We start from the raw sequence: 20,218 nt of genomic DNA, 5'->3' as shown, positions 1-20,218 counted from the left end.
CGGCGTTAGTCTTCTCCTCACCTCACACGTCAATCCGCAGTTCAGGCGGGGTGCCACGCCGGGCCCCGCGCGACGACGAGGCCATCCGGCCGCGTACTGTTGCTGAGGTCATCAGGCCCGACGCCGTGCCGGTCTCCCGCGAGGGGGGCGGAATCGCCCGGGTACGGTGAGCACGAGGGAGCGCCCGCTCCCGGCACGAGCCGCAGCCCGCGGACGCGCCGGGGTCGGTCACCGCACACCACACGTGGATGTCCTACGGTGGACACCCGCGTGAGTCATGAGACACACACGAACGAGACGGAGGAATTGTGGCCCTTCCCCAGTTGACCGATGAGCAGCGTGCAGCTGCTCTGGAGAAGGCGGCTGCCGCCCGTCGCGCCCGGGCTGAGCTCAAGGAGCGCCTGAAGCGTGGTGGCACCGACCTCAAGCAGGTGCTCAAGGATGCCGAGAGCGACGAGATCCTCGGCAAGATGAAGGTCTCGGCGCTGCTCGAGGCCCTGCCCAAGGTCGGTAAGGTCAAGGCTCAGGAGATCATGACCGAGCTGGAGATCGCACCGACGCGTCGCCTGCGTGGTCTCGGAGACCGCCAGCGCCGCGCACTGCTCGAGCGGTTCGACTTCACGGTCGACTGATCGACGCATGAACACACCGTCATCCGGGGTCTCGTCCCCGGAAGCGACGGCGAAGAGGGGCCGGCTGATCGTCTTGGCCGGCCCCTCCGCCGTCGGCAAGTCAACCGTCGTGGCACGGCTGCGTGACCGCGTGCCGGACCTCTACTTCAGCGTCTCCATGACCACCCGGGACCCACGTCCCGGCGAGGTCGACGGGCGCGACTACCACTTCGTCAGCGCCGAGCAGTTCCGCGAGGCCGTCGACCAGGGACGGATGCTCGAGTGGGCCGAGATCCACCGGGGCCTCCAGCTCTCGGGCACCCCGGCCGACCCGGTCCGCCGCGCCCTCGAGGAGGGCCGGCCGGTCCTCATCGAGGTCGACCTCGCCGGCGTCCGGCAGATCCGTGAGTCCATCCCCGAGGGACGTACCGTGTTCCTGTCCCCGCCGTCGTGGGAGGAACTCGAGCTCCGTCTCCGCGGCCGGGGTACCGAGCCGCACGAGGTCGTCACCCGCAGGCTCGAGACGGCGAAGGTCGAGATGGACGCCCGCGGGGAGTTCGACGAGGTCGTCGTCAACGACGAACTCGAGGTCGCGGTCGACGAGTTGGTATCATTGCTGGTCGGCCAAGACTGACGCCGAATCCGACGCGAGAGCACCACCCCAGGCCAGAGCACCACCCAGGCTGTACCCAGAGGAGAACCCATAGTGGCCACCATCGAAGCCGCAGCGGCAGCCCCGTTGTACGACACCCCGATCGGCATCACCAACCCCCCGATCGACGAGCTCCTCGAGCGGGCGTCCTCCAAGTACGCCCTGGTGATCTTCGCCGCCAAGCGCGCCCGGCAGATCAACTCGTACTACAACCAGATCGAGGAGGGCATCCTCGAGTACGTCGGTCCCCTGGTCGACCCCGGTCTGCATGAGAAGCCGCTGACGATCGCGCTGCGCGAGCTCCATTCCGACCTGCTCGACTGCGCCGAGGGAGAGTGACCCACTCCGGGGGCGACGTGCGGCGCACGCGCGTCGTCGTCGGGGTCGGCGGCGGAATCGCCGCCTACAAGGCCTGTGGCCTGATCAGGCTCCTCACGGAGTCCGGGTGCCACGTCGACGTGGTCCCCACCGAGGCGGCCCTGCGGTTCGTCGGGTCCGCCACCTTCGAGGCACTGTCGGGGAACCCGGTCTCCACCGGGGTGTTCTCGGACGTGCCGTCGGTCCGCCACGTCGCCCTCGGGCAGCGGGCGGACCTCGTCGTGGTCGCCCCCGCGACGGCCGATCTGCTCGCGCGGGTCGCCTCCGGGCGCGCGGACGACCTGCTCACCTCCACTCTTCTGACCGCGCGGTGCCCCGTGCTGCTCGCGCCGGCGATGCACACCGAGATGTGGGAGCACCCGGCGACGAGGCGCAACGTCGACACCCTCCGGGGCGACGGCGTGCACGTCATGCCGCCCGCATCCGGGAGACTCACCGGGGCCGACACCGGCGCCGGCCGCCTGCCCGAGCCGGCCGATATCGCGCGTCTCGCGAGACTGCTGCTCGACGGCGGCGGCCTCCCGTGGGACCTGGCCGGCAAGCGGGTCGTGGTGACGTCCGGTGGTACCCGCGAGGAGATCGATCCGGTGCGGTTCCTCGGCAACCGCAGTTCCGGGAAGCAGGGACACGCGATCGCCGCTGTCGCGGCGGCGAGGGGAGCGAGGGTCACGCTCGTGACCTCCTCCGACCTGCCGGTGCCGGCGGCCGTGGAGGCGATCCACATCGACTCCGCCCGCGAGCTACGCGACGCCACCTTCGCCGCCGCGGCCGAGGCGGACGTGGTCATCAAGGCCGCGGCGGTGGCCGACTTCCGCCCGACGGACGTGTCGTCCTCCAAGCTCAAGAAGGGCACCGGATCCGAACCGGCCGAGATCCGGTTGGAACGCAATCCGGACATCCTCGCCGAGCTCGTCGCGGGCCGCGGGTCCGGGGACGTCCCCGCGGGCTGCATCCTGGTCGGGTTCGCCGCCGAGACCGGCGACTCCTCGGGATCGGTCCTCGACCACGGCCGGGCGAAGCTCGCCCGGAAGGGGTGCGACCTCCTCGTCGTCAACGAGGTCGGTCGCGGCACCACTTTCGGGCAGGACGTCAACGGCGGGTGGATCCTGGACTCCGCGGGCGGGGAGACGCCGGTGGACAGGGCGAGCAAAGATCTCCTAGCCAGCCGGATCCTCGACGCCGTGGTGTCCCGGGCCGCGGCCCCATCCGCGCGAACCACCACGGACCGCACCGACTAGTCTGTCCCCACGCGATCGACCGATCACACGCATCCGGCACCAGGAAGAGAGAACCACTGTGACGCAGGCACGTCGGCTGTTCACCAGCGAGTCCGTGACCGAGGGGCATCCGGACAAGATCTGTGACGCGATCTCGGACGCCATCCTGGACGCGATGCTGACGCAGGACCCCGAAGCCCGTGTCGCCGTGGAGACCATGGTGACCACCGGGATGGTGCACGTGGCCGGCGAGGTCAAGACGAGCGGCTACGTGGAGATCCCGCAGCTCATCCGCGAGAAGATCGTGGAGATCGGATACGACTCCTCCGACAAGGGTTTCGACGGCGTCTCCTGTGGTGTGTCGATCTCGATCGGGCAGCAGTCCCCCGAGATCGCCCAGGGCGTGGACACGTCGCACGAGGCACGGACCTCCGCCGACCCGGTCGAGGACGCGATCGCCCGACAGGGCGCCGGCGACCAGGGCCTGATGTTCGGTTACGCGTGCTCGGACACCCCTGAGCTCATGCCGCTGCCCATCGCTCTGGCACACCGCCTGTCACGCCGGCTGACCGAGGTCCGCAAGGACGGCACGTTGGCCTACCTGCGCCCGGACGGCAAGACCCAGGTGACCATCGAGTACGACGGCGACCGCGCGGTACGCCTGGACACGATCGTCATCTCGACGCAGCACGCACCCGAGATCGATCTGGAGACGACGCTGCGCGACGACCTCACCGAGCACGTCATCGGGCCGGTCCTCGCCGAGGCCGCGGCCGGTATCGAGACCGGCGAGTTCCGCCTCCTGGTCAACCCGACCGGACGGTTCGTGCTCGGCGGCCCGATGGGCGACGCCGGCCTGACCGGACGCAAGATCATCGTCGACACCTACGGCGGCATGGCCCGCCACGGTGGCGGCGCGTTCTCCGGAAAGGACCCGTCCAAGGTCGACCGCTCCGCGGCGTACGCCATGCGGTGGGTCGCCAAGAACATCGTCGCCGCCGGCCTGGCCGAGCGGGTCGAGGTCCAGGTCGCCTACGCCATCGGCAAGGCCGCCCCGGTCGGGCTGTTCGTCGAGGCGTTCGGGACCGAGAAGGTCGACATCGCGGCCCTGCAGGAGGCCGTCACAGAGGTGTTCGACCTGCGTCCCGGCGCGATCATCCGCGACCTGGACCTCAAGCGTCCGATCTACGCCGGGACGGCCGCCTACGGTCACTTCGGCCGGACCGATCTGGACCTCCCCTGGGAGAGGACCGACCGCGTCGACGAACTCAAGCGGGCCGTCGGGCACTGACGACCGTCCCGGTTGTCGGAGCGGGGTGCGAGAATCCGAGACCGTGACCACGACGCGCCCAGCGGCCCGGGTCGCGGCGGCCACGGCCCCCGTGGCCCGGGTCCTGCCCCTGCTCGGGGTTCCGCATCTGGACCGGGAGTTCGACTACCTGGTCCCGGAGTCCCTGGCCGACCAGGCGGTACCCGGTACCCGCGTCCGCGTGCGGTTCGCCGGCCGCCTCGTCGACGGGTACCTCGTGGAGCGCTCGGACGAGACGCATCACCGCGGGGAGCTCGCGTGGCTCGAGCGCGTCGTCTCGCCGGAGCCCGTGCTCACACCGCAGTTGCTCCGGCTGGTCGACCTGGTCGCGCGACGGTGGGTGGGCATGCGCTCGGACGTCCTGCGACTGGCGATCCCCCCGCGGCACGCCGCGGCCGAGAAATCGGTGCCGGACCGCGAACCACCGCTGGGTGTGACGGAGGGCCCGGTCGAGATCCCGGTCGGCTGGTCCGACCACCCGATGGTGACGCGGTTCCTCGACGCGGCGACCGGGGGGGTCCCGGCCCGGGCCGTCTGGACCGTGCCGCCCGGACGGGACTGGGCGCGCGCACTCGCCGCCCTGGCGGACTCGGTCAGGCGGAGGGGCCTGCAGGTGTTGCTGATCGTCCCGGACCAGCGGGACGTCGACCGGTTGACCGCGGAGTGTCGGCAGATCGTGGGCGGGGGAGCCACGGGGCGGGACCTGGTGGTCGACCTGTCCGCGGGGATCGGCCCCTCGGCTCGGTACCGACGGTGGCTGCGGGCGGTCCGCGGGCACGCCCGGATCGTGGTGGGGACCCGCAGCGCCGTGTTCGCACCGCTCCCGGAGCCGGGTCTGATCGTGCTGCACGACGACGGCGACGACTCGTTCGTGGAGCCCCGCGCCCCCTATCCGCACACCAGGGAGGTCGCCGCACAGCGGTCCGTGCTGGACGGCACCCCGTTGCTGCTGAGCTCGGTGGATCGGACCCCGGAGGTGGCCGAGTACGTGCGGTCGGGGTGGGCACACGAGATCCGGCCCGAACCCGGGCTCGTCCGGGCGCTCGCCCCGCGCGTCGTCGCGTTCTCCGACGCGGATCCGACCCAGGCCCGTGATGTGGCCGGCGGGCGCACCCGGTTGCCCGCGGTGGCGGTGACGATGGCCCGGGAGGCCGTCGACGTGGACGCCCCGGTGCTCGTCCAGGTCCCGAGGAAGGGGTACATCCCGACCCTGCTGTGCGGGTCGTGTAGGACACCGGCCCGGTGTCGCCGGTGCAACGGTCCGCTCCGCGCGGGGCGGATGGATGCGGTGTACGGCCCCGTGGATCTCGCCTGCGGCTGGTGCGGAGCCCCGGAGCCGGGTTTCCGGTGCGTGGCCTGCGGGTCGCGGGCCCTGCGCGCGGGTGTCGTGGGCGCGGGCCGGACGGCCGAGGAGCTCGGCCGGATGTTCCCCGGGGTCAGGGTGCGGACGAGCGGGGGCGGGGAGATCCTCGACACCGTTCCCGCCGCCCCCGCCATCATCGTGTCCACTCCCGGGGCCGAACCGGTCGCCGAGGGTGGATACGGAGCGGCGCTGCTCCTGGACTCGTGGGCCCTGCTGGGACGCCCGGATCTCCGAGCGGTACAGAACGCCCTTCGGCACTGGGTGGGCGCCGCCTGCCTGGTCCGCCCGGCCGCCGACGGGGGCCGTGTGTTCCTGTCGGCGGATTCCGGGTCCCCGGTCGCGCAGGCCCTGGTGCGGTGGGACCCCCAGGGGTGGGCCGAACGCGAACTCGCGGACCGCGCCGAGGTGGGGTTCCCGCCCGCCGTCCACATGATGGCGGTGGACGGCCCGGCCTCCGCGCTGGCCGAGATCCTCGACGAGCTCCGGATCCCTGACGAGGTGGAGGTGCTCGGGCCCGTCGACCTCCCCCCGGGGGAGGAGTTGCCCGGACACGACGGCGTGGAGGACCCCGAGCGGGTGTTGCTCCGCGTCCCGCCACCGCTGCTCGGAGCGGTCTCCACCGAACTACGGGCGGTCGTGGTGGCGCGGTCGGGACGGCGGAACGCCGACCCCGTCCGGGTCCGGCTCGACCCGGTACACATCGGCTGACCGGCCCGTGCGGTGGGTTGCCCGGAGAACACCTAGAATGGGCGTTTCCCGTATCCCCGTCCGCGAGGAGTTCAGATACGCATGGCCGTCCATCCCGTCCGGCTCTTCGGTGATCCCGTCCTGAGGACCCCGACCGATCCCGTCACCTCGTTCGACGACAGGTTGGCGCGCATCGTGGCCGACCTCATGGACACGGTCCGCCACGAGGACGGAGCCGGGTTGGCCGCTCCCCAGATCGGCGTGTCCACCCGGGTGTTCGTCTACACCTGTGGAGGCCGCGAGGGCCACCTCGTCAACCCGGAGTGGGAACCGATCGGGGACGAGAGGACTCACGTCAACGAGGGGTGCCTGTCGATCCCCGGGGTCTCCGAACCCACCGAACGCTACGCGCGTGTCGTGGCGCGCGGCGTCGACGTGCACGGAGAGCCGGTGCGTCTCGAGGCCGAGGGGATCCTCGCGCGCGCCGTGCAGCACGAGACCGACCACCTCGACGGGATCCTGTTCCTCCAGCGCCTCACCCCGGACCGGCGGCGCTCGGCGATGGCCGGGATACGGTCGTCCGGATGGTTCGGTAGCGACGCCATCAGCGCCGGGGTCGTCTACGACCGACTCGCCGACGCGATGGCGGTGAGGTGACGGTGCGACTCGTCTTCGCCGGCACCCCGCAGGCGGCCGTCCCCTCGCTCGAGGCCCTGCTGACCTCAGGCCGACACGACGTGGTGGCGGTGGTCTCCCGTCCCGATGCCCGGACCGGTCGCGGCCGGAGCCTGTCCCGCAGTCCCGTGGCCGCGGCCGCCGACGCCGCGGGGATCGAGGTCCTCACGCCGCCGAACGCCCGCGACCCGCAGTTCGCCGAGCGCCTCCGTGACCTCGCACCCGACGCGGTGCCGGTGGTGGCCTACGGGCACTTGGTGCCGCGACCCGTCCTGGACATCCCCGCACACGGCTGGGTGAACCTCCACTTCTCGCTGCTGCCGGCGTGGCGGGGTGCCGCACCGGTCAACGCCGCCATCGAGGCGGGAGACGAGGTGACCGGCGCCACGACCTTCCGTCTCGACGAGGGGATGGACACCGGTCCGGTGCTCGGCACGATGACCGAGATCATCCTCCCGCGCGACACCGCCGGGGACCTGCTCGCCCGGCTGTCGGTGTCCGGCGCGGGACTGCTCCTGGCCACCCTGGACGCCCTGGAGACGGGCGAGCTCCGCGCAGTCCCGCAGCCGACCGACGGGATCTCCCGGGCGGGGAAGATCACCGTCGACGACGCGCGGGTCCGCTGGACCGATCCGGCACTGGCGGTGGACCGCCACATCCGTTCCGTCACCCCGGCCCCGGGGGCGTGGACGACCTTCGGCGGCGAGCGGGTCAAGATCGGTTCCACGTCGCCGTCCGGGGAGGGAGCACCGACCCTGGCCCCCGGGCGGATCCTGTGGGACAAGCACACCTTCCTCGTCGGCACGGCCACCGCTCCCGTCGCGGTGGCCACTCTCCAGCCACCCGGCAAGAAGATGATGAACGCCGTCGACTGGGCACGCGGGGCCCGACTCGACGACGGGGCGGAGTTCTCATGAGTGCCCACGGCGGAGGGGGCCGCGGCCCCGGAGGCGGCGGTCGGCAGGGTGATGGCCGGCGGGGCGGCGGTCGGCAGGACACCGGCAAGCAGGACGGTGGCCGGCAGAGCAGCGGCCGGCAGAGCAGCGGCTGGTCGGGCGGGCGACGACCGGATGCACCCCGATCCGCCGACCGTCGGATGGACGGGCGAACACCTCGGCAGAGCCGCCCCGATGCCAGGACCGTCGCCCTCGCCGTGATGACGGCGGTGCGCGAACGCGCGGCGTATGCGAACCTCCTGTTGCCGTCCGAGCTCAGGAAGGCGCGACTCGACACCCGGGACGCGGCCCTGGCCACCGAGCTCACCTACGGCACCCTCCGGACACAGGGGTTGCTGGACCGCATCATCGCGGAGGCCGCCGGCCGCCCGGTCGAGGAGATCGACCCCCCGGTCCTGGACCTGGTGCGACTGGGCGCCTACCAGTTGCTGTTCACCCGGATCGGGGCGCACGCGGCCGTCGACACCAGTGTGGAGGCGGCGCGGACGCAGGGGCTGGGCCGGGCCGGGGCGTTCGTCAACGCGGTGCTGCGCAAGGTCTCCGCACAGGACCTGGACGGCTGGGTCGCAGTGCTCCGGAAGGACGTGACGGACCCCGTCGCCCGGCTGGCGGTGGGCACCGCGCACCCGGAGTGGATCGCCCGTGCGTTCGCCGAATCCCTGGGGGCGGACGCAGCGGAGCTGCCCGAGCTGCTGGCCGCCGATGACGCGCGCCCCAAGGTGCACCTGGCGGCACTGCCCGGCGCCATCTCGGCGGAGGAACTCGCGCTGGTGACCGGCGGCACCGAGGGCGTCGTGTCGCCGTACGCGGTCCACCTCGACTCGGGTGACCCCGGGACCCTCGAGGCGGTGCGCGACCGGCTCGCCACGGTGCAGGACGAGGGCAGTCAGGTCGTCGCGATCGCCGCGTCCCGTGCACCGCTCGTCGGCGAGGACGGCGGCCGGTGGTTGGATCTGTGCGCCGGACCCGGGGGCAAGGCCGTCATGCTGGGCGCGTTGGCGGAGATCGAGGGCGCGACGGTGACCGGTGTGGAGGTCTCTGAACACCGTGCCGACCTCGTGCGGGAGGCCACCCGGGACCTTCCGGTGACCGTCCTCACCGCGGACGGCCGGGATCCCGGTCTGGAACCGGGGTTCGATCGAGTCCTCCTCGACGCACCGTGTTCGGGTCTCGGCGCCCTCCGGCGTCGTCCCGAGGCCCGGTGGCGAAAGACCGCCGCCGACATCCCGGGACTGGTGGTGCTCCAGCGGGAGCTGCTGGAATCCGCACTGCGTCTCGTGCGGCCCGGGGGCGTGGTGCTCTACGCGACGTGTTCCCCCCACCTGTCCGAGACGGTGTCTATGATCCGAGAGGCGAACAGGCGCGACGACGTCGAACTCCTCGACGTACGCGAGATCCTCGAGGGGATCGACGGGGCCGCCACCGAGGGCCTCGGAGACGGACCGTGGGTGCAGCTCTGGCCGCACCGCCACGGCACCGACGCGATGTTCATGGCGGGGCTGCGCAGGGTCGCCTCAGACCCCACACCGCCGACACGAGAGGACTGACAGTCGATGCCGTCATCAGACGCGGACCAGGGCCGGGACGACGCGACCTTCCTCTCCGGCGGGACCGGGTGCGCGGCGTGGGTGTACCGCCCGGAGACCTCGTCGGACCCCGGCGGGACGACCGCACCGGCCATCGTCATGGCGCACGGCCTCGGGTGTATCCGCGATCTCCGACTGCCCGCGTACGCCGAGCGGTTCCGCGACGCCGGCTTCGTCGTCGTGGTCTTCGACTACCGGCACTTCGGCGCGAGCGACGGGCAGCCCCGCCAGCTCCTCGACATCGGCCGTCAGCTCGACGACTGGCGGTCCGCGCTCGCCTTCACCCGGTCACTGACCGGCGTCGACCCGGACCGTGTCATCGCGTGGGGCACGTCGTTCTCGGGCGGCCACGTCCTCACGCTCGCCGGAACAGGGGAGCGACTCGCGGGGGTCGTCGCGCAGGTTCCGCACGTCAGCGGGCCGGCCGCGGTCCGGGCGACGCCGCTGCGCTCGGCGGTCAGGCTCACCCCCGCGATCATCGGCGACCTCTGGCGCGCGGCCCGGCGTGGGGAGCCCCGGTACGTCCCGCTGGTCGGTAAGCCGGGGGAGGCCGGTGCCATGACGAGCCCGGACGCCGACCCCGCGGTCGACCGCCTGGCGGCGGACTCCGGACTGGAGCGCGGCGACTTCCCCGAGTACGTCGCAGCCCGGATCCTGGTGCGGATCGGCTTCTATTCTCCGATCCGGCACGCGAGACGGATCGCGTGCCCCGTCCTGGTGCAGATCGCCACCCGGGACGCCATCACTCCCGCGGCGACCGCGCGCCGGGCCGCTCAGCGGATGCCGCGTGGCAGGTATCTGGAGTACCCGTGCGAGCACTTCGACCCCTACGTCGACCCGTACTTCGAGCAGATCGTGGCCGACCAACTCGAGTTCTGTCTCTCGCTGGCGGGTCCGGGCGCCTGATCGTCCGGCCAGCTGAGGGCCCGACTATGTGAAAGCCCGGCTACGTGAGAGCCCGAGGCGGCTCCGGTCCACGCCCTGGGAAGTCCGCTCGCGCCTGCCCGCCTAGACTGGGCGGCATGTCGTACCAGCCGCTCATCGCGCCGTCGATCCTGTCCGCCGACTTCGCCCGCCTGGACAGGGAGATCGAGCGGATCCCCGCCGCGGACTGGATCCACGTCGACGTGATGGACGGCCACTTCGTCCCCAACCTGTCCTTCGGCGCCCCGGTCGCGAAGGCGGTCGGCGAGGTCACCGACAAGCCGATGGACTGCCACCTGATGATCGAGGACCCGGCACGGTGGGTGGGCGACTACGTCGACGCGGGTGCGGCCAGCATCACCTTCCACGTCGAGGCCACCGACGATCCGAGGGCCGTCGCGGACCTGCTGCACTCGCGCGGCTGCCGGGCCGGCATCTCCCTCAAGCCGGGCACGGCCGTGGAGCCGTACCTCGATCTGCTCGAGCACGTCGACCTGGTCCTGGTGATGAGCGTCGAGCCCGGGTTCGGGGGCCAGTCGTTCATGCCGGAGGTGCTCGACAAGGTCCGCACGCTGCGCGCGGAGATCGACCGGCGCGGGCTCGACGTGCTGATCCAGATCGACGGCGGCATCGACTCGCGCACCATCGGGGACGCCGCCTCCGCGGGCTGCGACGTCTTCGTCGCCGGATCCGCCGTCTACGGCGCGCCCGACCCCGACGCCATGATCGAGACCCTGCGCGCGGGGGCGGCGGACGCACGGGCGTGACGATGTCGGATGGGCCGGACGACGGTCGACGGCGCCGTGAGCGCGAGTCCCTGGCCGACGCGCTCGCCCTGTCGCGGTCGTCGCTGGGGGTCACCACACCCAACCCGCCCGTGGGCGCCGTGGTACTCGACCCCGCGGGTGCCGTGGCCGGACGCGGGGCCACCGAGGCACCCGGCGGCCGGCACGCCGAGGTCGTCGCTCTCGACGCCGCCGGGGACCGCGCCCGGGGCGGCACACTCCTGGTGACCCTCGAACCCTGCGATCACCAGGGCCGAACCGGGCCCTGTTCCGCGCGGGCCCTCGCCGCGGGCGTCGCGCGCGTGGTCTACGCCGTGCGGGATCCGAACCCCCTCGCCGCCGGTGGGGCGGAGACGTTGCGGCGGGCCGGGGTGGACGTGGCGCAGGCTGACGACGACGAGGTGGCCGCCGCCGAACAGGGTCCGCTGAGGGCGTGGCTGCACCGCCAACGCTCGGGCCGGCCGTACGTCACCTGGAAGTACGCGGCCACCCTGGACGGCCGGGTGGCCGCGGCCGACGGCAGCAGCCGATGGATCACCGGCCCCGAGTCACGACATCACGTGCACGGACGACGGCAGGAGATCGACGTCGTCGTCGTCGGTTCGGGGACCCGCGCCGCCGACGACCCCTCGCTCACCGCCCGGTCCGACGACGGGGCGCCCACGGATCGGCAACCACTCCGGGCGGTGATGGGACTGACCCCGGTGCCCCCGGACGCCGCCGTGCGGGGTTCCGACGGCCGGTTCAGGCACCTGGCCACCCGCGATCCCGCGGAGGCGCTCGCGATGCTCGGCGACGTCCAGCACGTCCTGGTCGAGGGCGGCCCCCGTCTGGCCGGGGCGTTCCTCGCCGCCGGGCTCGTCGACGAGGTCGAGGCCTACCTCGCCCCGATCGTGCTGGGAGACGGTCGGTCCGCCGTCCAGGGTGCCGGGGTCGGCACGCTCACCGACGCCCACGGCTTCGAGGTGCGCGAGAACGCGACCCTGGGTCGTGACGTCTACCTCCGCATGACCAGACGCACCGCGTGACCAGGCGCACCGCATGATTACATCCACGAGAGGACCACACTGATGTTCACCGGAATCGTCGAGGAACTCGGCACGCTGGAATCGGTCGAGACCGTCGGGGACTCCGCGCGACTGCGGATCCGCGGACCCCTCGTCACGTCGGACGCCCGTCACGGGGAGTCGATCTCCGTCAACGGCGTCTGCCTCACCGTCACGGAGTTCACCGCCGGAGAGGGATTCGACGCCGACGTCATGGCCGAGACCCTGGACCGCACCGCCCTGGGTGCGCTGAGCCCCGGGGACCCGGTGAACCTGGAGCGGGCGATGCGGGCGGACGCGCGGTTCGGGGGTCACATCGTCCAGGGGCACGTCGACGGGACCGGCGCGGTGATCAGCAGGACCGAGCACGACCAGTGGCACGTGGTGCGCATCTCGTTGCCGCAGGACCTGGCCCGTTACGTGGTGGAGAAGGGGTCGATCACGGTGTCGGGCACCTCTCTCACCGTGTCGGCGGTCAGTGCGCTCGACCAGACCGAACCGTGGTTCGAGGTCTCGCTCATCCCCACCACGCTGGAGGACACGATCCTCGGCCGCCTGACCCCGGGGGACGCGGTCAACCTCGAGGTCGATGTGCTGGCCAAGTACGTGGAGCGTCTCCTCGGTGGACGCGGTGGCCGGTCCCGGTGACCGGATGCGCCATACTTGTGGCCGTGCCCGCGGCCGACGCCCGGGTTTGATGAGTACCGAGGAGAACCCGCAGCAGTGACCACCTTCGACGGCATCGACCGCGCCATCGCCGACATCGCGGCGGGACGAGCCGTGGTCGTGGTGGACAGCGAGGACCGGGAGAACGAGGGCGACCTGATCTTCGCCGCCGAGCTCGCGACCCCCGAGCTCATGGGCTTCCTCGTGCGTTACTCGTCGGGGTACGTCTGCGTCGCGCTCGAGGCCGAGGACTGCCTCCGCCTGGATCTGCCGCCGATGCGGGCGATCAACGAGGACCGGCACGACACCGCCTACACGGTGACCGTGGACGCCCGTACCGGAGTCTCGACCGGGATCTCGGCCGCAGACCGCGCCCGCACCGCCCGGATGCTGGCCTCCACCGAAGCCGTCCCCGGGGACTTCACCCGCCCGGGTCACGTGGTGCCGCTGCGCGCGCGTCCCGGCGGGGTGCTGACCCGGCCGGGTCACACGGAATCCGCGGTGGACCTCGCCCGCCTGGCCGGCCTGCGGCCCGCCGGGGTGATCTGCGAGATCGTGTCCGAGGACGATCCGACCACCATGGCCCGGACCCCGGAACTGCGGCGCTTCGCCGACGAGCACGGGCTCGCGCTGATCACGATCGAGGCCCTGCAGGACTGGCGGCGGGCGCACGAGGTGCAGGTGATCCACGAGGCCGCCGCCCGCATCCCGACCCCGGCCGGCACGATGACCGCCCACGGGTACCGCGACGTCCTCCAGGGGGTCGAGCACGTGGCCATGGTCGCCGGCGACATCTCGGGCGACGAGCCCGTGTCGGTCCGCATCCACTCCGAGTGCCTCACCGGGGACGTCTTCCACTCGCTGCGCTGCGATTGCGGTCCGCAACTGGACGCGGCCGTCGCCTCGGTGTGCGAGGAGGGGCGCGGGGTGGTCCTCTACATGCGCGGTCACGAGGGCCGGGGGATCGGCCTGGTGCAGAAGCTCCGCGCCTATCAGCTTCAGGACGACGGCCGCGACACGGTGGACGCGAACCTCGACCTCGGACTGCCCGCCGATGCCAGGGACTTCAGCCTGGCCGCGCAGATGCTGCGCGATCTCGGGGTGACGCGCGTGCGGCTGATGACCAACAACCCCGCCAAGGCCGACGCCCTCCGTGCCGGCGGGGTCGAGGTGGTGGCGCGGGTCCCCATGCCCACCGCGGTGACCCCGGAGAACCTCCGGTACCTGCGGACCAAGCGGGACCGGATGGGCCACCTGCTCGAGGGCCTGGACGACGGGATCGACCCGGACACCAACGGAGAGGATCGGCGATGAGCGGCACCGGTAGGCCGGAATTGGTGATCCCCGACGCCCGCGGGCTGCGGCTGGGCGTGGTGGCCTCCACCTGGCACGACGAGATCTGCGCGCAACTGATGGACCGGGCCCTCGCGGTGGCCGAGACCTCCGGCGCGGTGGTCACCGTCGCCCGTGTCACGGGAGCCGTGGAGCTCCCGGTGGTCGCCCAGGAACTCGCCAGGTCACACGACGCCGTGGTGGCCCTCGGGGTGGTCATCCGGGGCTCGACCCCGCACTTCGACTACGTGTGCGGCTCGGTGACCGACGGCCTGACCCGGATCGCGCTCGACGAGGCCACGCCGGTCGCCCACGGGGTCCTCACCACCGAGAACGAGGCCCAGGCCCGCGACCGTGACGGGCACGAGGGCGCCACCGAGGACAAGGGCGGGGAGGCGGTCGCCGCCGCCCTGCGGGCGGCCGTCACCCTGCGCGACCTGCGGGCCGGACGATGACCGGGCGTTCGGACCTCGAGCGCCCGGATCTCGACCACTGGGACTTCGAGCACCGTCCACGACGACTCCGGATCGCCGTGATCGCGCTGGCGATCCTGACCGTCCTCGCCCACGTCGTCTGGGCTGTCGTGCTGGTCCGCGACGACACCGGGGTCACCATCGGGATCGCCGACCAGCTCGCCTTCGTGGCGATCGGTCTGATCTTCGCCGGCGTCCTGCTCACCCTCCTCCGGATCAGGGTGCGGGTGGGCGAGCAGGGGGTCGAGGTCCGCGGACCACTGCGTTCGCGGCTCTGGGACTGGCAGGACGTCGTGGGGATCACGTTCCCCCGGTCGAGCATGTGGCCCCGGCTCGAACTACCGGCCTACGAGCACGTCGGCGTCTGGGCCATCCTCACCGTCGACGGTCAGGACGCGGTCGAGGCCATGGGCACCATGCGGGAGACGGTCCGCCGGTACAAGCCCTCGGCCGCCGATCCCGAAACCGTCGCCGACCGCTGAGGCGTCGTGGCCGACCCGCGGACCTACCGCCCAGCCCCCGGTTCCATCCCCACGGAACCGGGGGTCTACCGGTTCCGCGACGCCCAGGGCCGCGTCATCTACGTGGGCAAGGCCAAGAACCTCCGCAGCCGGGTCGGGTCGTACTTCGCCGACCTCACCCTGCTCCACCCACGCACCAGACAGATGGTCACCGCGGCGGCGGGCGTCCAGTGGACCGTCGTCTCCACCGAGGTGGAGGCACTCCAGCTGGAGTACACGTGGATCAAGAAGTACGACCCCCGCTTCAACGTGCGGTACCGGGATGACAAGACCTACCCGCTCCTGGCGGTGACGGTGGGGGAGGAGTTCCCGCGCGCATTCGTCTACCGGGGGCCGCGACGGGCGGGGACCCGCTACTTCGGTCCCTACTCCCACGCGTGGGCGATCCGGGACACGCTCGACACCCTCCAACGGGTGTTCCCCGTGCGGTCGTGTTCGGCCGGGGTGTTCAGACGGCAGGCCCAGCTCGGCCGCCCCTGCCTGCTCGGCTACATCGACAAGTGCGCCGCCCCGTGTATCGGTCGGGTGACCGCGGACGAGCACCGCGAGATAGTCGACGAACTCTGCGACTTCCTCGCCGGCCGGACCGACGTCATCATGAAGCGGATCGAGAAGCGGATGCTCGAGGCGTCCGAGGACCTGGATTTCGAGCGCGCGGCCCGGCTGCGGGACGATCTCGGCGCGATGAGGCGGGCCATGGAGAAGCAGGCCGTGGTCCTGGGAGACGGTACCGACGCCGACGTCGTGGGCGTCGAGGCCGACGAGTTGGAGGTCTCCGTCCAGGTCTTCCACGTCCGCAACGGGCGCATCCGGGGCCAGCGCGGATGGGTGGTCGAGCACGCGCACGGTGTGGACGCCGACGGCCGGTTCGACCCGGCGCTCGCGGTCCCCGGTGTCGTCTCGGACTACCTCGCCCAGTTCTACGGAGGGGAGGCCGACCTGGCCGGGGCCGCCGAATCGGGCGCCGATCTCGCCGCCGCGGTGCCACGGGAGGTGCTGGTCCCGGCCCTCCCCGAGGACGCGGACGAGCTCGCCGACTGGCTCTCCACCCTGCGCGGATCACGTGTGTCGCTGCGGATTCCCCGGCGCGGCGACAAGCGCTCGCTGGCCGAGACGGTCCGGCGCAACGCGGTGGAGGCCCTGACCCAGCACAAACTGCGCCGCAGCGGTGACCTGACCGCGCGGTCGGCCGCGCTGCAGGAGATCCAGGAGACCCTGGACCTCGACACGGCGCCGCTCCGGATCGAGTGCGTGGACATCTCGCACACCCAGGGCACCGACGTCATGGCCTCACTGGTGGTGTTCGAGGACGGGCTGCCCCGCAAGAGCGACTACCGCCTCTACCGGATCCGCGAGGCGGCCGGCGACGGTCACTCCGACGACGTCGCGAGTATCGCCGAGGTGACCCGCCGACGGTTCCGGCGGCACCACGAGGAGCCGGCGGTGACCCCGGATGACACCGACGGCCCCGTCGACGACCGGGCCGAGCCCGACGACGCGGGGGCGGGCAGGTCCACTCCGACCCGCCGATTCGCCTACCCTCCCCAGCTCTTCGTGGTGGACGGCGGTCGGCCCCAGGTGGAGGCCGCCGCCGAGGTCCTGTCCGAGCTCGGTGTCACCGATGTCCCGGTGATCGGGATCGCCAAGCGGCTCGAGGAGATCTGGTTGCCCGGGGAGGAGTACCCGGTCATCTTCCCCCGGCACGGCGAGGGTCTGTTCCTCCTCCAGCGTCTGCGCGACGAGGCACACCGCTTCGCGATCCGCGCGCACCGGGGGGCCAGGTCAAAACGGATGACGACGTCGGTCCTCGACGAGGTACCCGGGCTCGGACCCGCACGCCGCGCCGCACTGCTGGAGACGTTCCCCACCGTGTCCGCTCTCCGGGCGGCCGGGATCGAGGACCTCTGTGCGGTCCCCGGGATCGGCCCCGGGGTGGCGGCCGCGATCCGGGCCACCCTGGGATCCCAGGACGCGGCGGCGGCACCGGGGGCGGATGAGGCGGCGGATGAGGCGGCGGCACCGGCGGCGGATGTGGCACCCGCCGACACACCGGGTCCGGACGGGTCCGGCGCCGACGTGGGAGACTCGGAGAGTGCGGTCGACGATGGCGGAACGAGCGACTCGAGGTGAACCATGGACATGAACGATGAGGGCCGAGAGCTCCTGCTCATCTGCGGGATGTCCGGTGCGGGCAAGGGCACGGCGTCGAAGGTGCTCGAGGAGTTCGGCTGGTACGTCGTGGACAACCTCCCGTTGAAGTTCATCGGGGAACTGGTGGATCGCCTCGGCGAGACGGAGGAGGAACCCAAGAGGTTGGCGATCGTGGCGGACGTCCGCAGCCTGGGTTTCGACGAGCACATCGGCGAACTGCTGGGCCGCTTCGACGGCCGCCCGCAGGCGAGGATCCTCTTCCTGGACGCCTCCGACGAGGCCCTGGTCAAACGCTTCAACAACGTCCGGCGGTCCCACCCGTTGCAGTCGGGCGACGGGCTGATCGACGGTATCCAGCGGGAACGGAGGGTGCTGGAGGGGATCCGTGGCCGCGCCGACGTCGTGGTCGACACCACCTCGCTGAGCGTGCACGACCTCCGGCACCGGCTCGAGAAGCCGTTCGGTGACCTGGGGTTCGACTTCCACCTCACCGTCGAGTCCTTCGGCTTCAAGTACGGGGTGCCGGTGGATGTGGACATGCTGCTGGACATGCGGTTCCTGCCCAATCCGCACTGGATCCCGGAGCTGCAGGCGCACACCGGCCGCGAGAAGCCCGTCCAGGACTACGTGCTCGCGGACCAGTCGATCGAGGAGTACCTGCGCGCCGCGGTGTCGATGATCGGTCTCGCGATGACCGGGTACCGGCGGGAGGGTAAGCGGTACATGACCATCGCGGTCGGGTGCACCGGCGGCAAACACCGGAGCGTGGCGATCGCCGAATCACTGGCCGGGCGGCTCGCCGGCCTCGACTCCGTCAATGTCCACGTCCGGCACCGTGACCTCGGACGAGAGTGATCGCGTGACCGGCCAGGCCACGGTCGGCGGATCCGGCCGGATGGGATCACTCGTCGCCCTCGGGGGAGGGCACGGGTTGTCGGCGACCCTGCGTGCCGGGCGGATGGTGGCCGACCACGTGACCGCGGTGGTGACCGTGGCCGACGACGGCGGCTCCTCGGGGCGTCTCCGGCGCGAGCTCGACATCCTGCCCCCCGGAGACCTCCGGATGGCGCTGTGCGCGCTCGCGGCCGACGACGACCAGCACCAGCAGCTGACCAGTCTGTTCCAGCACCGCTACGGAGGGACCGGGGCACTGGCGGGCCACGCCGTGGGGAACCTCGTCTTCGCGGGATTCTGGGAACTGCTCGGGGACCCCGTCGAGGCGCTCGACGCCGTCGCGTCGATGCTCGGGGTGACCGGGCGCGTGCTCCCCATGTCACCGGTCGCCCTCGACATCGCCGCGGAGGTCGTCGGCCTGGAGGCCGACCCCCGGGTCGTGCGTACGATCATCGGCCAGGTCGCGGTGGCCACCACGCCCGGCAGCGTGCGTCGGGTTCGCCTCATCCCCGCCGACCCGCCCGTGGCGGAGGGCGTCGTCGAGGCCATCGAGGCCGCGGACATGGTCGTCCTGGGACCGGGATCGTGGTTCACCAGTGTCATCCCGAACGTGCTGGTGCCGGAGATCGCGTCCGCTCTGGCCCGCACGTCCGCGACCCGGGCGCTCGTCCTCAACCTGGCGCCGCAACACGGGGAGACCGCCGGGTTCTCCGCCGAGCAGCACCTCCACGTCCTGCGCCAACACGCGCCCGAGGTCGACGTCGACGTGGTCCTGGTGGACCCCCGGATGCCGCTCAGCGGGACCGAACGCGAGCACCTCGACCGCGCCGCGGCGGGCCTCGGCGCGCGGGTCATGGTGGCGGACATCGCCAGGACGACATCGGATGGGACGATGAGACCCGTACACGACCCCGCACTGCTCGCCCGGGCGCTCGCCGCCACGGTGACGGCGGGGGCCGATGAATGACCGGAGAACGAAGGAGCAGGGCGTGTCACTGACCGCACAGGTCAAGTCCGAACTGGTGAGGGTGCCGGTGGGCAACTCCGAGACCAGGAAGGCGGAGATCGCCTCGCTCCTGCGGTTCGCGGGCACCCTCCAGGTCCTCTCGGGACGCCTCGTGATCGAGGCGGAGGTCGATTCGGGCGAGATCGCCGACCGACTGTCCGGGGAACTCGACTCGCTGTTCTCGGTCCCCTGCGAGATCCACCCGATCGGGGGATCCGGCGGCAAGCCGGCCCGGAAGTTCGTTCTGCGGGTGATCGACCGCGGCGCGGACCTGACCCGCCAGCTCGGCCTGGTCGACACCGCCGGTCGCACGGTCCGGGGGTTGCCCGCCGCGGTGGTCGGCGGATCCGTCGCGGCCGCGGAGGCGTCGTGGCGGGGGGCGTTCCTCGCCCACGGTTCCCTCACCAAACCCGGACGGTCGTCGGCCCTGGAGGTCACTGCTCCGGGCGCCGAGGCGGCGATGGCCCTGGTGGGGGCCGCGCGTCGGCTCGGGGTCACCGCGAAGGCCCGCGAGGTCCGGGGCGGCGACCGGGTGGTGATCCGGGACGGGGAGGCGATCGGGATCCTCCTCGCCCGGATGGGCGCCTCCGCCACCAGGGACATCTGGGAGGAGCGACGGTCCCGCGGGGAGGTCCGGGCGACCGCCAACCGGCTCGCCAACTTCGACGACGCGAATCTCCGCAGATCGGCCCGTGCCGCGGTCGCGGCGGCCGCCCGCGTCCAGCGCGCTCTCGAGATCCTGGCCGAGGACGTCCCGGACCACCTGTTGGCCGCGGGTGAGCTGCGCGTCCAACACCGTCAGTCCTCGCTCGAGGAACTGGGCCAGCTCGCCGACCCACCCATGACCAAGGACGCGGTGGCCGGCCGGATCCGCCGACTGCTGTCCATGGCCGACCGCAAAGCAGCCGATCTGGGTATCCCGGACACCGAGTCCGTCGTGACCGAGGACATGCTCGACGAAGACTGATCCGTGGTCTGTGGACCCT

The 20,218-nt window shown here is 72.1% G+C and carries 20 protein-coding genes; all 20 read left to right on the top strand.

Going from position 1 to position 20,218, the window contains the following annotated elements; genetic code table 11:
- The first annotated feature begins 308 nt into the window (after positions 1-308).
- The 20 genes from mihF (at position 309) to whiA (ending at position 20,199) form a co-directional block, all read left to right on the top strand.
- Complete coding sequence (gene mihF, locus ABD250_RS00260; RefSeq protein ID WP_007631925.1) at positions 309-632, top strand: integration host factor, actinobacterial type; 324 nt, start codon at positions 309-311, stop codon at positions 630-632.
- Between the two features lie 7 nt (positions 633-639).
- Entirely contained in the window at positions 640-1,245 is a 606-nt protein-coding gene (gene gmk / locus ABD250_RS00255) for a guanylate kinase (protein ID WP_182657705.1), read from the top strand.
- A 72-nt stretch (positions 1,246-1,317) separates the two neighbouring features.
- On the top strand, positions 1,318-1,602 hold the full coding sequence (rpoZ, locus tag ABD250_RS00250; RefSeq protein WP_107747549.1) for a DNA-directed RNA polymerase subunit omega: 285 nt from the start codon (positions 1,318-1,320) through the stop codon (positions 1,600-1,602).
- Positions 1,599-2,879 (top strand): bifunctional phosphopantothenoylcysteine decarboxylase/phosphopantothenate--cysteine ligase CoaBC, encoded by a 1,281-nt coding sequence (gene coaBC, locus ABD250_RS00245; protein WP_182616196.1) that lies wholly within the window; start codon positions 1,599-1,601, stop codon positions 2,877-2,879. The genes rpoZ and coaBC overlap by 4 nt, the downstream gene beginning before the upstream one ends.
- Positions 2,880-2,937: 58 nt before the next feature.
- On the top strand, positions 2,938-4,149 hold the full coding sequence (gene metK, locus ABD250_RS00240) for a methionine adenosyltransferase (RefSeq protein ID WP_182611193.1): 1,212 nt from the start codon (positions 2,938-2,940) through the stop codon (positions 4,147-4,149).
- 43 nt (positions 4,150-4,192) lie between these two features.
- The gene (locus tag ABD250_RS00235) at positions 4,193-6,238 is read left to right on the top strand and encodes a primosomal protein N' (RefSeq protein ID WP_182657703.1); all 2,046 of its coding nucleotides are present in this window, start codon (positions 4,193-4,195) and stop codon (positions 6,236-6,238) included.
- An 81-nt stretch (positions 6,239-6,319) separates the two neighbouring features.
- Positions 6,320-6,874, top strand: a complete 555-nt coding sequence (def, locus tag ABD250_RS00230) for a peptide deformylase (protein ID WP_179525343.1) — start codon at positions 6,320-6,322, stop codon at positions 6,872-6,874.
- 2 nt (positions 6,875-6,876) lie between these two features.
- Positions 6,877-7,809, top strand: a complete 933-nt coding sequence (fmt, locus tag ABD250_RS00225; RefSeq protein ID WP_182657718.1) for a methionyl-tRNA formyltransferase — start codon at positions 6,877-6,879, stop codon at positions 7,807-7,809.
- A 179-nt stretch (positions 7,810-7,988) separates the two neighbouring features.
- Positions 7,989-9,395 (top strand): RsmB/NOP family class I SAM-dependent RNA methyltransferase, encoded by a 1,407-nt coding sequence (locus tag ABD250_RS00220; protein ID WP_182657701.1) that lies wholly within the window; start codon positions 7,989-7,991, stop codon positions 9,393-9,395.
- A 6-nt stretch (positions 9,396-9,401) separates the two neighbouring features.
- On the top strand, positions 9,402-10,340 hold the full coding sequence (locus ABD250_RS00215; RefSeq protein ID WP_182657699.1) for an alpha/beta hydrolase: 939 nt from the start codon (positions 9,402-9,404) through the stop codon (positions 10,338-10,340).
- Positions 10,341-10,456: 116 nt separating this feature from the next.
- A complete protein-coding gene (gene rpe / locus ABD250_RS00210) occupies positions 10,457-11,125 on the top strand; it encodes a ribulose-phosphate 3-epimerase (RefSeq protein WP_179525340.1) in 669 nt (222 codons plus the stop codon).
- A 2-nt stretch (positions 11,126-11,127) separates the two neighbouring features.
- Positions 11,128-12,171 (top strand): bifunctional diaminohydroxyphosphoribosylaminopyrimidine deaminase/5-amino-6-(5-phosphoribosylamino)uracil reductase RibD, encoded by a 1,044-nt coding sequence (ribD, locus tag ABD250_RS00205; protein ID WP_344390157.1) that lies wholly within the window; start codon positions 11,128-11,130, stop codon positions 12,169-12,171.
- A 42-nt stretch (positions 12,172-12,213) separates the two neighbouring features.
- On the top strand, positions 12,214-12,837 hold the full coding sequence (locus tag ABD250_RS00200; protein WP_182617907.1) for a riboflavin synthase: 624 nt from the start codon (positions 12,214-12,216) through the stop codon (positions 12,835-12,837).
- Between the two features lie 75 nt (positions 12,838-12,912).
- On the top strand, positions 12,913-14,169 hold the full coding sequence (locus ABD250_RS00195; RefSeq protein ID WP_182609493.1) for a bifunctional 3,4-dihydroxy-2-butanone-4-phosphate synthase/GTP cyclohydrolase II: 1,257 nt from the start codon (positions 12,913-12,915) through the stop codon (positions 14,167-14,169).
- Complete coding sequence (ribH, locus tag ABD250_RS00190; protein ID WP_179525336.1) at positions 14,166-14,642, top strand: 6,7-dimethyl-8-ribityllumazine synthase; 477 nt, start codon at positions 14,166-14,168, stop codon at positions 14,640-14,642. The genes ABD250_RS00195 and ribH overlap by 4 nt, the downstream gene beginning before the upstream one ends.
- Positions 14,639-15,142, top strand: coding sequence for a PH domain-containing protein (locus ABD250_RS00185; RefSeq protein WP_182609492.1), 504 nt, complete (start codon positions 14,639-14,641; stop codon positions 15,140-15,142). Before ribH ends, ABD250_RS00185 begins: the two co-directional genes overlap by 4 nt.
- 6 nt (positions 15,143-15,148) lie before the next feature.
- Positions 15,149-17,311, top strand: a complete 2,163-nt coding sequence (gene uvrC, locus ABD250_RS00180) for an excinuclease ABC subunit UvrC (protein WP_182658455.1) — start codon at positions 15,149-15,151, stop codon at positions 17,309-17,311.
- 3 nt (positions 17,312-17,314) lie between these two features.
- Positions 17,315-18,187 carry an RNase adapter RapZ gene (gene rapZ, locus ABD250_RS00175; RefSeq protein WP_182658456.1) on the top strand — a complete coding sequence of 291 codons (873 nt, stop codon included), beginning with the start codon at positions 17,315-17,317 and terminating at the stop codon, positions 18,185-18,187.
- Between the two features lie 40 nt (positions 18,188-18,227).
- Positions 18,228-19,193: a gluconeogenesis factor YvcK family protein gene (locus ABD250_RS00170; RefSeq protein ID WP_182658458.1), complete on the top strand. Its 966-nt coding sequence runs from the start codon at positions 18,228-18,230 to the stop codon at positions 19,191-19,193.
- 22 nt (positions 19,194-19,215) lie between these two features.
- Positions 19,216-20,199 (top strand): DNA-binding protein WhiA, encoded by a 984-nt coding sequence (gene whiA / locus ABD250_RS00165; protein WP_304815526.1) that lies wholly within the window; start codon positions 19,216-19,218, stop codon positions 20,197-20,199.
- The last annotated feature ends 19 nt before the right edge of the window (positions 20,200-20,218 follow it).

The sequence above is a fragment of the Dietzia cercidiphylli genome (assembly GCF_039531545.1).
Taxonomy (GTDB): domain Bacteria; phylum Actinomycetota; class Actinomycetes; order Mycobacteriales; family Mycobacteriaceae; genus Dietzia; species Dietzia natronolimnaea.
The sequence above is the reverse complement of the archived record's forward strand: the minus strand, read 5'-3'. Positions and strand labels throughout refer to the sequence as shown.